This is a genomic window from Spirillospora sp. NPDC052242, assembly GCF_040679555.1.
Classification (GTDB): domain Bacteria; phylum Actinomycetota; class Actinomycetes; order Streptosporangiales; family Streptosporangiaceae; genus Spirillospora.
Genome location: NZ_JBFAUZ010000005.1, coordinates 106,120 through 119,889 on the forward strand (window position 1 = coordinate 106,120; position 13,770 = coordinate 119,889).

Sequence of the window (13,770 nt, forward strand, 5' to 3'; positions counted from 1 at the left end):
CTGCTCGGTCTCCTCGATCTCGTCGTAGGCCTCCGCTTCGGCCTCGGCGGTGATGACGACGCGCCGGGTGGCCGTCCAGCCCGCCACGAACAGGACGAACCGGGACGCGACGTTCATCCACACCATCAGCCCGACGAGGACGGCGAACGACGCGTAGACCGGGTTCTCGGTGGTGCGGCTGATCAGCAGGCTCGCGACCTGCTTGAGCACCTCGAAGCCGATCGCGCCGAACACCGCGCCGCGCGCGATGCTGCGCCACGGGGCGCGGGCGCCGGTCAGCCGGGTGAACAGGACCAGGAAGATCACGGCGTTGAAGGACGTCGCGATCGCCAGCGAGAGCAGCCGCAGGGCGGTGCCGGCGCCGGGCACGTCCTCCAGGCCGAACCAGCCGAGGACCGTCCCGGTCGCGGCGCTCGTCACGGTGGAGGTCGCCATGCCGCAGATCAGGACGACGCCGAGCAGCGCGAGCACGGCGATGTCCCGCAGCCGCAGCAGGACGGGGTTGCCGCCGCCGTCCGGCTCGTTGCCCCACATGTCGCGCAGGGACTCGCGGAGCGTCTGGATCCAGCCGAGCCCGGTGACGAGCAGGCCCGCGATGCCGATGACGCCGACCGCCGTCTTGGACTCGGCGATCTGCTGCACCCGAAGCTCCTCGGACAGGCCGGGCAGCAGCGAGTTGATCGCCTCGACGAAGTAGCCGCGCACCTCGTCGCTGACGCCCACCAGGTAGCCGAGCAGCGCGTACGCGAGCGCGAGCAGCGGGAAGAAGGACAGGAAGCCGTAGCAGGTGAGGGCGGCGGCCAGGCGGTTGCCGCGCCGCTCCTGGTACCGCTCGAACGCGCGGACCTGATGGTCGAGCCACGGCCGGCGCGCGCGCTGGCGGCGCAACAGGTCTTTACCGTCGTTAAGGAGGGCCTCGCCGCGCCTTTGCACCCCGTTGATCACCTGCCGCATATGCGCAACGTACCCGGCCGTGCACACTCGAAAGCGGCGCGGCACCGCCGGGTTCCCCGCCGTTGCGTCACGGGCCGGGACGTCAGGGGGCGTCGGGGCCTTCGCGGCCGATGGCGGCGTCGCCGAAGAGGTAGTCGCGCTGCGGGCGCCACACGCCGTCGCGCCCGTGCTCGTAGAGGGCGAAGCCCCAGACGTCGAAGTCGGCGCGGAAGTCGGCGAGGTCCTTGAACGCGCGGTCCATGACGTCGTCGGGCAGGTGGTGCGCGATCGTCACATGCGGGTGGTACGGGAACGCGAGCGGACGTTCGAGGGGGCCCGACGAAACCCGCGCCTGCAGGCGTTCGCAGCCGCTGATCCCTTCGGCGACCGCCACGAACACCACCGGGGAAACGGGGCGGAACGTTCCGCTGCCGCGCAGCCGGATCACGAACGGGCGCTCGTCGCGGGCGACCGCGCGCAGGTGGCGGTCGATCACGCCGAGCGCGGCCGCGTCCACCTCCGTCGGCGGCAGCAGCGTGATGTGGGTGGGGATGGCGCCGGCGAGCGGGTCGCCGTAGGACGCGCGCCGCGCCTGCAGCCAGGACCCGAACGGCTCGGGGATGGGGACGGCGACACCGATGGTGCGGGCGTCCGGATGGGGCGGGACCGCCGCCATGCCGCCCACGAAGGTGTCGGCGATCGGCCGGTCCGCGACCGGCCGCTCGGTGGCGCGTCCCCCGGAACCGGCGTCGCCGGCGCCGGGCGGCCGGGGCCGGTCAGCGGCCACGTCCCACGAATCCCACGCGTTCGCGCACGGTGTCCATCGTCCGTGCGGCGACCTTGCCGGCGCGTTCGGCGCCGAGCGCGAGGAGCCGGTCGAGTTCGGCCTCGTCGGCCAGCAGCTCCCGCGTGCGCTCCCGGATGGGGGTGAAGGTGTCGAGGACGACCTGCGCGAGGTCCTTCTTGAACTGGCCGTACCCGGAGTCGGCGTACCGCTTCTCCAGGTCGGGGATCGGGGTGCCCTCCAGCGCGGAGAAGATCCGCAGCAGGTTCGTGACGCCCGCCTTGTTCTCCTCGTCGTAGAGCACGTCGGTGCCGGTGTCGGTGACCGCGCGCATGATCTTCTTGCGCATCGGGCCGGGCTCCTCGAGCACGTCGATGATCCCCTGCGGGGACGACGCCGACTTGCTCATCTTGGCGGTCGGCTCCTGCAGGTCGGTGATCTTCGCGGCGCCCTCGGGGATGAACGCCTCCGGCGGGACGAACGTGTCGCCGAAGCGGTGGTTGAAGCGGTTCGCGAGGGTGCGGGTCAGCTCCAGGTGCTGCCGCTGGTCCTCGCCGACGGGCACCCGCAGGACGCGCTCGCCGTCCCCGGGCTCCGGCGAGTACAGCAGGATGTCGGCGGCCTGCAGGATCGGGTACGTGAACAGGCCCACGGTCGTGTTCGTCTGGCCCTGCTTGGCGGACTTGTCCTTGAACTGGGTCATCCGCCCGGCCTCGCCGAACCCGGTGAGGCAGCCCAGCACCCACGCCAGCTCGGCGTGCTCGGGCACCTGGCTCTGCACGAAGACGGTGGCGCGCTCCGGATCGACGCCCATCGCGAAGAGCTGCGCGGCGGCGACCTTGCTGCGGCGGCGCAGGACGTCCGGGTCGTGCTCGACGGTGATCGCGTGGAGGTCGACGACGCAGTAGAACGCCTCGTGCGTGTCCTGCAGCGAGACCCACTGCCGCAGCGCGCCCAGGTAGTTGCCGAGGTGGAACGAGTCGGCGGTGGGCTGGATCCCCGACAGGACGCGCGGCGCCGCGGCGGGGGCGGTGGTGGGGTCGAACGCTTCGGGCATGTGCACGGACCGATTCTCTCAGGTGTCTGCGGAGGCGCCGCGTCCGGCGGCGCCGCTGACCGCCCGCGGGACGTCGCCCCGCGCGTCCCGCCCATCATATTCGGCGTTCCGCGGACCGGACGGTGCCCGCTTCGGGTTGCGGATAGCCTGGACGGCACCCCCCGCAGCGTCGCCCCACCGTCACCTCGAGGAGGCCGTTCGTGAAGCTGCTCGTCACCGGAGGCGCCGGCTACATCGGCAGCGTCGTCTCCGCCCTGCTGCTGGAGGCGCAGCATGAGGTCGTCGTGCTCGACGACCTGTCCACCGGCCACGAGGACGCCGTCCCGGCGGGCGCCCGGCTGGTGCGCGGCACCCTGCGGGAGCGGGCCGCCGACGTGCTCGGCGGCGCCGGTTTCGACGCCGTGCTGCACTTCGCCGCGAAGTCGCTGGTCGGCGAGTCGGTGCAGAACCCCGGCCTGTACTGGGACAAGAACCTCGGCGAGTCCCTCGCCCTGCTGGACGCGATGCGCGTCACGGGCGTCCCGCGGATCGTGTTCTCGTCGACGGCCGCGACGTACGGGGAGCCCGAGTCCACGCCGATCCTGGAGACCGACCCGACCCGCCCGACGAACCCGTACGGCGCGTCCAAGCTCGCGATCGACACGGCGCTCGCCGAGTACGCGCGGCTGCACGGGCTCGGCGGCGTCTCCCTGCGCTACTTCAACGTCGCCGGGGCCTACGGGACGCTCGGGGAGCGGCACACCGTCGAGACCCACCTGATCCCGAACGTGCTGAAGGCCGCGGGCGGCGAGGACGGCGCGCCGGTGAAGCTGTTCGGCGACGACTACCCGACGCCCGACGGCACCTGCATCCGCGACTACATCCACGTCGAGGACCTCGGACGGGCGCACCTGCTGGCCCTGGAGGACTGCGAGCCCGGCACCCACAAGATCTACAACCTGGGCAGCGGGACGGGCTACTCGGTGAAGGAGGTCGTGGACGTCTGCCGCGAGGTGACCGGCCGCGACATCCCCGCCGAGGTCGCGCCGCGCCGCGCGGGCGACCCGGCCGTGCTCGTCGCGTCGTCCGACCGGATCCGGAGCGAGCTGGGCTGGAAGCCGGAGCACGACCTGCGCGCCATGGTCGGCGACGCCTGGACCTTCATCCGGTCCCGGTGACCGCCGCCCCGGCGGCCGCCCCGCTCGCGGCCGCGTTCGAGAACGCGTACGGGCGGGCGCCGGACGGCGTCTGGCGGGCTCCCGGCCGGGTCAACCTGATCGGGGAGCACACCGACTACAACGACGGCCTGGTGCTGCCGTTCGCCCTCGCGCAGGGCGTCACGGTCGCGGCGGCGCGGCGGGACGACGGGATCGTCGAGGCCCGCTCCCTGCGGGCGTCCGCCGAGCCGGTGACCGCGCCCGTCGCGGGCGGCCCCGTCGTCGCCGAGGGCTGGCCGCCGGAGCGGGCGTGGGCCGCGTACCCGGTCGGCGTCGCGCGGGTGCTGCACGGCGCCCTCGGGACGGGCGGCGCCTCGCTGCTGATCGACGCCGACCTGCCGGCGGGCGCGGGGCTGTCGTCGTCCGCCGCGCTGGAGTGCGCGACCGCCCTCGCCCTGTGCGATCTGCACGGCGTCGAGCCGGACCGCCGGGAGCTGGCGGCGCTGGCGCAGCGCGCGGAGAACGAGCAGGTCGGCGCCCCCTGCGGGATCATGGACCAGTCGGCGTCGCTGCTGTGCACGCCCGGGAACGCGCTGCTGCTGGACTGCCGCAGCGGCCTGTCCGGGCAGGTGCCGTTCGCGCCGGGCGACGCGGGGCTGACGCTGCTGGTCGTCGACACCCGTGCGAGCCACTCGGTCGGCGGCGGCGACTACGGTCGGCGGCGCGCGGAATGCGAGGAGGCCGCGGCGCTGCTCGGCGTCCCCGCGCTGCGCGACGTCAAGGACCTCGCGGGCGCGCTCGGATCGCTGCGCGACCCGGTGCTGCGCCGCCGCGTCCAGCACGTCGTCACCGAGAACCACCGGGTGGAGGCCGCCGCCGGGCTGCTGCGCGCCGGGGCCGTCGCCGAGCTGGGCGCGATGCTGAACGCCTCGCACCTGTCGCTGCGGGACCAGTTCGAGATCTCCTGGCCGCAGGCCGACGCCGCCGTGGACGCGGCGCTGCGCGCGGGCGCCCGCGGCGGCCGGATGATCGGCGGCGGGTTCGGCGGCTCGGTGATCGTCCTCACCGCGACCGACCGCGCCGACCGGGTCCGCGACGCGATCACCGCCGCCTACGACGGGCGCGGCTGGACGGCGCCCGCCTTCCTGGACGCCGTCCCGTCCGAAGGCGCCCACCGCGCCGCCTGACCAAGACGGGTGCCTGCGAGCCGTTGCAACCGGCGGCCGGTGCCGGTCGGACGGCCGGGTCGCCGTCGTCGGGTGCGGCCGCCCGGACGGAGTCGCCGGGCGGCCGCGGGCGGGTCAGGCGGGGGTGGAGCCGTCGTTGGGGTGGTCGCCGGCCCGCGGGTCGTCGTCCTCGTCGCCGATCGACGTGTACCTGATCTTCGCGAGGAGGTCCTCGGCCTGCTGGGCCGCGTCGTCCTCGTTCAGGGAGCGGAAGCCTTCCGCGGCGGCGGTGGCCTGCTCGACGGCGGCCGGGAACAGCCCGGTCTGCGCGAGGATCCGCGCCGCGTCGAACGAGATCAGCGCCGTGTGCCAGATCCGCGCCGGTTCGTCCTCCGCGGGCAGGTCGGCGAGCGCGGCGCGGGCGTCCTCGATGCCGGACCCGGCCGCGTCGGCGTCGCCGCTCCACAGCCGGCACATCGCGGCGCGGCGCAGCGCGTTCACCCGGCCGTAGGGGTTCCCGGCCCGGCCGTACGCCTCGGCGGCCTCCGCGAACCGCTCCGCGGCGAGCGCGTCCCGGTCCAGGTTCGTCAGGACCTCGGCGGACTCGTCGAGGAAATGCCCCCGCGCCTCCTCGTTCCCGTCCTGCGCGGCGAGCCCCGCCATCGCGACGAACGCGTCCGCCGCGCCCGGCTCCCCGAGCTCCTTCTGCGCGTGCGCGATGATCAGCCGGCAGCGCCGCTCGCCGATCGGGTCGCCGTCCTCCCCGGCCACCCCGGGCAGGGCCTCCTCCGCGACCTCGGCCGCCTCCAGGTGCCGCCCGGCGCCCATGTACGCGGCGGCGAGGTCGACCCGCAGGTGGACGGCCGCCTCGTGCAGGCCCTCGGCGGTCCACGCCGCGACGCCCTCCACCAGGTCGGCGACCGCGTCGGCGGGACGGTCGGCGGACAGCAGCGCCCGGCCTCGCTCCCCGTGCGCCGCCGCCCGCATCGGCCCCGCCACCGTCGGCACCGCGAGGACCTCGTCGAGCAGCGCGATGATCTCCTCCGGCGATACCGCGTCCTGGTCCTCGGCGATCCGCCCCAGGATCTGCGCCAGCATCAGCGCCGCCGCCGCGACCTTCTGCGGCTCGTCCTGCGCGCGGGCAGCGTCGAGGCTGCGCCGCAGCGCCGCCGTCCCCTCCCCGACGTCGCCGGTGAGCACCAGCGCGCGGGCCCGCAGGAAGTCGGCGTCCGGGGCGCGGTAGGGGTCGTCCCCGGGGGCGATCCGGTCGAGGACGGCGAGCGCGTCGGCGGGCCGGTCCAGTTCGAGGTGGCCGCCCGCGAGCCGCAGCAGCGCCGACACGAGGTACCCGTCCTCGGCCGGGTGCGCGGTGAAGTGGTCGACGGCGGCCGTCAGGTCCGCCATGCCGTCCGGGTCGCCGGTGTCGACGCGCATCTCCCCCAGCCGGCTGAGCGTGCGGTGCCGCCGGTCCTGCTCGTCCAGGTCGGCGAACCGGCGGGCCGCCTCCCGCCAGGCCGCGATCGCGCCCGCCCCGTCGCCCGCGACGGCCCGCTCCACGCCGCGCCCGTCCAGCCTGCGGGCCGCCTGCAGCGGCGTCGGCTCCACCTTTTCCGCCACGGCGTCGAACCGCCGCCACGCCGCGACCGTCCGCTCCATGTCGCGGACGCTGCGGCGCCGGTCGGTGATGTCGAGCAGCTCGTCGAGATCGTCGATCGCCGCGACGTCCGCGACGCCGTCGGCCGTCCCGTCCGGGGCCGGGGCCGCCGGGGCGGGCGCGGCGGCCGGACGGCGGTGGTGCGCGGCCAGCGGCACGTACTCCGCGACCGGCTCCGCCTCGATGATCGCCCGCACCTTGTCGCCCTGCCGGGACGTGCCGTTGCGCGCGTCGAACCGGGCCGCCAGCTCCGTCGCGAACGCCGCCAGCTCCGCGCGCAGCCCGTCCACCGTGACGTCCGCCGCCGCGCGGTCGCCCGCCGCGGGCCGCCGCAGCGTCGCCGCCCCGTGCCCGGCCGCCGCCGCGCGGCCCAGCACCAGCGCCCCCGCCGCCGCGAACCGCATCGCCGCGTGCGGGTTCGGCGCCCGGTCCAGCCAGCCGAGGTGCCGCTCCAGGATCTCCAGCCCGCGCGCCCCGTTCCCGGTCAGCCCGCAGAACTCCAGATGCTCACCGATGTCCGCGAGATCCGCGAGCTGCGTCCGGTTCACCCGGTACGCGCGGCGGTGCATGTCCGCCGCCTCCGCGTACCGCCCCGTCCGCAGGTACACCTGCATGAGCGCCGTCTGGACGCCCTGCGGCTGCTCCGTGCACGTCAGCTCGGCGCCCAGCACCGGCGCCGCCACCTCCAGCGCCTCGTCGTACCGCCCCGCGTCGATCAGCTGGTACATCATCCCGGTCGGGTCGCAGCCCGCGCAGTCCGACAGCTCGTCGCGCTCCGCCGCCCGCCACTTCGCGAACCAGTCGAGCGCCGCCGCGTCCCCCACGTGCCGCGCCACCGCGCACCGGTAGTGGTAGACCGCCTGAAGGCTGTGCCCGCCCGCGCGGTACCGGCGCTCCATGTCGTCCAGCACCGCGTACGTCCGGTCCAGCGGAATCTCGGGAAACTTCGTCAGCGCGTTCACCACCGCCTTCATCTGCCACAGCAGCGAATGCGTCTCCCCGAACCGGCCCGGGTCGCGGTCGTGGTCGGCGAGGGTCCGGCTGAACGTCGCGAACGCCTTCGCCGGCTCCGCCCCGTAGTGGTACGCGTTCGTCAGCGCGATCCGCACCCGGAACGCCAGCTCCTCGTCGCCCGCCGCGTCCGCGCGGCGCAGCGCGTCCTCCACCAGGACGGTCTTCGCCTCCCCGTAGGGCAGCTCCTCCGCCCGCCGCATCAGCTCGTAGACGTCCTCAACGCTCACTGGTCCCCCTCCGGGGTGTGGACGGCCCACTCCAGCAGGCCGATGAACGAACGGTTCAGCGCGGCCGTGTCGATCGGCCGCAGCGGATGGTGGCCGAGCAGCAGCGCCTGCCCGTACAGCGCCTGGACGGCGACGTCGACCGGGCCCCCGTCACCCAGCGCGGTGATCCGCCGGGTCAGCGGGTTCCGATGGTTCAGCACCAGCTGCGGGCGCTCGATCCCGACCGTGCCGCCGATCGCGCCGAGGACGTCCGCCCACAGCTCGCCCGACTCCTCCTGCGCCCGCGTCAGCTCCTCCCGGAACCGCGCGTCGCGCGACGACAGGAACAGCGCGGGCAGCGACGCCGGATCGAAGTCGCGGACCACCACCTCGCACCCGAGCTTCTCCACCGCCCGCCGCGCCGCCGCCAGGAACGGCCGCAGCGCCAGCTCCGCCGCCGGATCCAGCACCCCGAACGTCGTCGCCAGCTCCGCCGCGTCCAGCCGCGCCATCGCGATGTCCGGATCGATCGCCGGAAGCCGCTCCACGATCTCCGCGTCGTGCACGTAACCGGCGTTCACGAGCCCCACGCCCTGCGCGCCCGCGACCGCCGACAGCCGCCGGAACTCGTCCACGCTCGTGGTGAACCGCCCGTCCGGATGCCGCCGCCGGAACTCCGACAGCGTCATCGGCCCCGCCGACGTCTCGTACTCCAGCCACCGGTCGACGATCCGCAGCATGTCGTCGTCGTGCAGCGCCATCGCCTTCACACCGAGATGATGCAGCCGCAGGAACCCCCGCAGCCTCGGCGGATCCGTCTCCGACAGCGTCACGAGCCACTGCCGCAGCGACTCCCCCAGCGCGTGCCGCGTCGCGTCCAGCAGCTCGTCGTCGTACAGCGCCTCACGGCTCGCCGTCGGCCGCAGCTCCCCCGCGTCCACCACGCAGCGCGCGAAGAACGCCCACTCCGGCAGCAGCCCCTCCACGCCCTCCGCCAGCAGCATCCGCTTCAGGTACACGCGGTGCGCCGACCGCGCCGTCGGCGCCACCGGCTGCGGCAGCACGAACGCCACGCCCGTCAGGCCCGCCTCCGCCACGCTCACGTCCACCACGTCGAACGGCGTGAACCCGTACAGCTCCTCGCAGTACGCCTCCAGCGCCCGCCGCCGCGCCGCCGGATCCGGATGCGCCGCCCGCCACGGCGGCTCCTCCGTCACCGCGACGCCGTCCACGGTCAGCTCCACCGGCAGCAGCGACCCGTACGTCCGCGCCAGCTCCGCCACCACCGGCGCGCTCAGCAGCTCCCCCGCGCCCGGACGCGCCCGCAGCGTCACCGTCGTGCCCGGCTCGTCCCGCTCGCCCGGCTCCACCCGGTAGCTGCCCTCCGACCGGCCCGTCCACCGGACCGCCCCGCCACCGCGCGCCGACCGCGTCACCACCTCGATCTCGTCCGCGACGAGGAACGCCGACAGCAGCCCGATCCCGAACTGCCCCAGGAAGTCGTGCCGCGCGAACCCCAGCTCGTCCCGCTTCGACGACCGTCCGATGGTGGCCAGCAGCGTGTGCACCTCGTCCGCCGTCAGCCCGACCCCGTCGTCGTGCACCCGCAGCGCCCCGCCGCCGGTCTCCACCCGCACCCGGCCGCCGCCGTCGCCGCGCGCCGTGATCGCGTCCACCGCGTTCTGCAGCAGCTCCCGCAGATACACCCGCGGACTCGCATACAGATGGCGGCTCAGCAGATCCACCACGCCGCGCAGATCCACCTGGAAAGCCTGATCCGCCACCCGGTACCTCCCCGATCTCCCCTGACGAGCGGAGGACACCATAGCGAGGCTTTGCGACGTTTCGTGATCGATTAAGACGCGAACGGGCCCCGGACCGTCCGACCGGTCCGGGGCCCGCCACCACGTGTGCTAGAAGATCAGATCAGGCCCAGCTTGCGGACCGCGTCCCGCTCCTCCGCCAGCTCGTTCACCGACGCGTCGATCCGCCCGCGCGAGAACTCGTCGATCTCCAGCCCCTGGACGATCTCCCACTTCCCGTCCTTCGTGGTCACCGGGAACGACGAGATCAGGCCCTCGGGCACCCCGTACGAGCCGTCCGACACCACGGCCATCGACGTCCAGTCGCCCTCGGCCGTCCCGTTCACCCACGTGTGCACGTGGTCGATCGCCGCCGACGCCGCCGACGCCGCCGAGGACGCGCCCCGCGCCTCGATGATCGCCGCACCGCGCTTGGCGACCGTCGGGATGAAGTCGTCCTCCAGCCACTTCTGGTCGTTCACCACCGCGGCGGCGCTCTTCCCGCCGATTTCCGCGTGGAACAGGTCCGGGTACTGGGTCGCCGAGTGGTTGCCCCAGATCGTCATCTTCCTGATGTCGGCGACGGACACGCCCGCCTTCTTCGACAGCTGCGCCAGCGCCCGGTTGTGGTCCAGGCGGGTCATCGCGGTGAACCGCTCGGCCGGGACGTCCGGGGCGTGCTGCTGCGCGATCAGCGCGTTCGTGTTCGCCGGGTTGCCGACCACCAGCACCTTCACGTCGTCCGCCGCGCCGGCGTTGATCGCCTCGCCCTGCGGCTTGAAGATCCCGCCGTTGGCCTCCAGCAGGTCACCGCGCTCCATGCCCTTCGTGCGCGGCCGCGCGCCCACGAGCAGCGCCACGTTCGTCCCCTCGAACGCCTTGACGGCGTCGTCGAAGATGTCGATGCCCTGCAGCAGCGGGAAGGCGCAGTCGTCCAGCTCCATCGCGGTGCCCTCGGCGGCCTTCACCGCCTGCGGAATCTCCAGCAGCCGCAGCTTGACGGGTACGTCCGCGCCCAGCAGGTGCCCGGACGCGATGCGGAACAGCAGCGCGTAACCGATCTGGCCCGCGGCGCCGGTGACGGTGACGGTGACTGGGGTGCGAGTCATTGCCTCTTCTCTCCTGCTGTGACCTGACGGGGCTGCTGTGACCTAGAAAGACTCAGGCGGCCCATCCCTGCGAACCCGACCGCCCAAGAGGCGCGCCGCCGCGCGGAATCTCTCGCCGTCGAGATAGTTCACCAGCAGGCTATACCGCGCGCCCGGACGGACGGCGGGCAGGTGCGCCCACCGGCATCGTTCGTCCGCCGGAAACGCGGAAGGCCGCCCCGGGATCCCCGGGACGGCCCCACAGCGGACGGCGGTCAGCCGTTGATCTTCTTCTGGAGGTTGGTGTCGAGCGCCTCCAGGAATTCTTGCGTCGTCAGGTAGGGGGTGTCCGCCCCGACGAGCAGGGCCAGGTCCTTGGTCATCTGGCCGCCCTCGACGGTCTCGATGCAGACCTCCTCGACCTTGCGCGCGAAGTCGGAGACCTCGGGCTGGTTGTCGAGCTTGCCGCGGTGCTCGAGGCCGCGGGTCCAGGCGAAGATGGAGGCGATCGGGTTGGTGGAGGTCGCCTTGCCCTGCTGGTGCTGGCGGTAGTGGCGGGTCACCGTGCCGTGCGCGGCCTCGGCCTCGACGGTCTTGCCGTCGGGGGTCATGAGGACCGAGGTCATGAGGCCGAGGGAGCCGAAGCCCTGCGCGAGGGTGTCGGACTGGACGTCGCCGTCGTAGTTCTTGGCGGCCCAGACGAAGCCGCCCTCCCACTTCAGCGCCGCCGCGACCATGTCGTCGATGAGCCGGTGCTCGTAGGTGAGCTTCTTGGCCTCGAACTCGGTCTTGAACTCGGCCTCGTAGATCTCCTGGAAGATGTCCTTGAAGCGGCCGTCGTAGGCCTTCAGGATCGTGTTCTTCGTGGACATGTACAGCGGCATGTTGCGCTCGAGCGCGTACCGCATCGTCGCCCGCGCGAAGTCGCGGATGGACGAGTCGTAGTTGTACATGCCCATCGCGACGCCGCCGCCGGAGAACTGGGCGATCTCCATCTCGATGGGCTCGCCCTCGTCCTGCGGCGTGTAGGTGATCGTCACCTTGCCGGGGCCCGGGACGACGAAGTCCGACGCCTTGTACTGGTCGCCGTGGGCGTGCCGGCCGATGATGATCGGCTTGGTCCAGCCGGGGACGAGCCGGGGGATGTTCGAGCAGATGATGGGCTCGCGGAAGACGACGCCGCCGAGGATGTTGCGGATCGTCCCGTTCGGGGACCGCCACATCTTCTTGAGGCCGAACTCCTCGACGCGGGCCTCGTCGGGGGTGATGGTGGCGCACTTGACGCCGACGCCGTGCTCCTGGATGGCGTGGGCGGCGTCGATGGTGACCTGGTCATCGGTCGCGTCCCGATGCTCCATCCCCAGGTCGTAGTACTTCAGGTCCACGTCGAGATACGGCAGGATCAGCTGGTCCTTGATGAATTTCCAGATGATCCGCGTCATTTCGTCGCCGTCGAGTTCGACGACCGGGCCCGCTACTTTGATCTTGGGCATGCTGTTGCTGTCCCTTTCCTACACCTGGCCAGCAGTCCTTGTAAGGCTCAACTGGCAAGGCTATCCGAGCGGGTTCGGAGGTCTAGACCTCACCCCCGGCGCGGACCCGCAGGGCAGGGGCTATCCGGGCGACCGGGCGCGGCGCCGGTTCAGCAGGAGCAGCAGGCCGCGGCCCGCCATGGCGAGCGCGATCAGGACGCCGAAGGCGCCGGCGAGGACGAGCCCGGTCTTGTGCATCGGCGGGACGCTGAGGGAGACGAACGCGACCATCTCGCCGAGCAGGACGAGCGTCCAGCAGTCGACGGCGCGGCTGCGGACGGCGAGCATGCCGAGCTGCGACTCGGGCAGCAGGAGGCGGGCGAGGGCGCCGAGGAGCAGGGCGCCGGCGATGACGCCCGAGCCCTTGCGGAAGTAGTCGAAGGACGCCAGCGTCAGGCCGGCGGCGACGCCGAGGAGCACCATCAGGTAGGGCAGCCGGCCGAGCCAGTGCGGCGCGGCGGACCTCCCGCGCGGCGCCTTCCGCCTGCGCCGGTGCACCTGAGTGGTCATGTCCACACCGTAGTCCCATTCCGGTCACGGCGGCGCCGAAGCGGCCCGAAACCCCTGTGGCGTCGACCCTACTCGCCGGTAGGAGGGTGTGACGGCAGGGCGCCCGGGTAACCCGGACGACAGGGGTCGCTAACTAGCTGGGAGGACTGCCGTGGAGGGGCCGTTCATGCGGATCGAGGACAGCGGTGTGGTCATGCCGCTGCGCCCCGACGTCACGACGGTCGGGCGAGGGCGCGGAGTCGACGTCCGCCTCGACGACCCGAGTGTGTCCCGTTTGCACGCAGAGATCGTTCGGCGCGGCCCGTACGTCTACGTGGTCGACATGGGCCTGTCCCGCAATGGAACGCGGGTCAACGGCCGGCCGATCGCACGCCGCGTCCTGGAGGACGGCGACGTCGTCACCTTCGGCACCGCGCGGTGCCGGATGGGGGGCATCCCCCGGGAGGAGGTCGACCCGGACGTCGAGCTGCGGCGGGCGGTCGCGCCCGAGCTCACCCGGCGCGAGGTCGATGTGCTGACCTCGCTGTGCCGGCCCGCCCTGTCGGACGAGGCGTTCGTCGCGCCCGCCACCGCCCGCGACATCGCCGGTGATCTCGTGGTGACGGAGGCGGCCGTCAAGCAGCATCTGCTGCGCCTGTACCAGAAGTTCCGTATTCCCGAGGGTCCCAACCGCCGCACCCGGCTCGCCAACGAGGTCATCGCGATGGGCCTCGTCCGGCCGCTGCCGCCGGTGCACGTCCCGCAGGGCCGTCCCCCGATGGACGGCGGCCGCCCGCCGGGCGTGCGTCCGGAGGCGCGCCGTCCGGGGCACGGCACCGCCCACGTCACCCGCCCGGCCCCCAGCGCCGCGGGGAGGCGGGCGAGCTAGCGTTCACGGCCGCCCTCCAT

10 protein-coding genes and 1 pseudogene are annotated in these 13,770 nt (G+C 73.4%); 3 read left to right on the plus strand and 8 right to left on the minus strand.

Features of this window, described 5'->3' with window-relative positions; all coding sequences use genetic code 11:
• Positions 1-45 precede the first annotated feature (45 nt).
• From AB0L25_RS05910 to trpS, 3 genes and pseudogenes are all read right to left on the minus strand, one after another.
• Positions 46-954, minus strand: a pseudogene (locus tag AB0L25_RS05910) (YihY/virulence factor BrkB family protein); the annotation flags it as partial.
• 82 nt (positions 955-1,036) lie between these two features.
• Positions 1,037-1,720, minus strand: a complete 684-nt coding sequence (locus AB0L25_RS05915; RefSeq protein ID WP_500169077.1) for a 2'-5' RNA ligase family protein — start codon at positions 1,718-1,720, stop codon at positions 1,037-1,039.
• Positions 1,710-2,774, minus strand: coding sequence for a tryptophan--tRNA ligase (trpS, locus tag AB0L25_RS05920; protein WP_500169245.1), 1,065 nt, complete (start codon positions 2,772-2,774; stop codon positions 1,710-1,712). The genes AB0L25_RS05915 and trpS overlap by 11 nt, the downstream gene beginning before the upstream one ends.
• Positions 2,775-2,974: 200 nt before the next feature.
• On the opposite strand from trpS, the gene galE reads away from it, so the two are divergent.
• Both galE and galK read left to right on the plus strand, forming a co-directional pair.
• Entirely contained in the window at positions 2,975-3,931 is a 957-nt protein-coding gene (gene galE, locus AB0L25_RS05925) for a UDP-glucose 4-epimerase GalE (RefSeq protein ID WP_500169079.1), read from the plus strand.
• Positions 3,928-5,097 carry a galactokinase gene (galK, locus tag AB0L25_RS05930; RefSeq protein ID WP_500169080.1) on the plus strand — a complete coding sequence of 390 codons (1,170 nt, stop codon included), beginning with the start codon at positions 3,928-3,930 and terminating at the stop codon, positions 5,095-5,097. The genes galE and galK overlap by 4 nt, the downstream gene beginning before the upstream one ends.
• Before the next feature lie 114 nt (positions 5,098-5,211).
• Here the strand turns inward: galK and AB0L25_RS05935 are convergent, their stop codons facing one another.
• From AB0L25_RS05935 to AB0L25_RS05955, 5 genes are all read right to left on the minus strand, one after another.
• The gene (locus tag AB0L25_RS05935) at positions 5,212-7,971 is read right to left on the minus strand and encodes a hypothetical protein (protein ID WP_500169081.1); all 2,760 of its coding nucleotides are present in this window, start codon (positions 7,969-7,971) and stop codon (positions 5,212-5,214) included.
• Entirely contained in the window at positions 7,968-9,734 is a 1,767-nt protein-coding gene (locus AB0L25_RS05940) for an HSP90 family protein (protein WP_500169083.1), read from the minus strand. Before AB0L25_RS05940 ends, AB0L25_RS05935 begins: the two co-directional genes overlap by 4 nt.
• A gap of 137 nt (positions 9,735-9,871) precedes the next feature.
• The gene (locus AB0L25_RS05945; protein ID WP_500169085.1) at positions 9,872-10,861 is read right to left on the minus strand and encodes a malate dehydrogenase; all 990 of its coding nucleotides are present in this window, start codon (positions 10,859-10,861) and stop codon (positions 9,872-9,874) included.
• 254 nt (positions 10,862-11,115) lie between these two features.
• Entirely contained in the window at positions 11,116-12,333 is a 1,218-nt protein-coding gene (locus AB0L25_RS05950; RefSeq protein ID WP_500169087.1) for an NADP-dependent isocitrate dehydrogenase, read from the minus strand.
• Positions 12,334-12,453: 120 nt separating this feature from the next.
• Positions 12,454-12,882 carry a DUF3017 domain-containing protein gene (locus AB0L25_RS05955; protein ID WP_500169089.1) on the minus strand — a complete coding sequence of 143 codons (429 nt, stop codon included), beginning with the start codon at positions 12,880-12,882 and terminating at the stop codon, positions 12,454-12,456.
• A gap of 166 nt (positions 12,883-13,048) precedes the next feature.
• Between AB0L25_RS05955 and AB0L25_RS05960 the strand changes: the two genes are divergently transcribed.
• Complete coding sequence (locus tag AB0L25_RS05960) at positions 13,049-13,750, plus strand: FHA domain-containing protein (RefSeq protein WP_500169091.1); 702 nt, start codon at positions 13,049-13,051, stop codon at positions 13,748-13,750.
• The last annotated feature ends 20 nt before the right edge of the window (positions 13,751-13,770 follow it).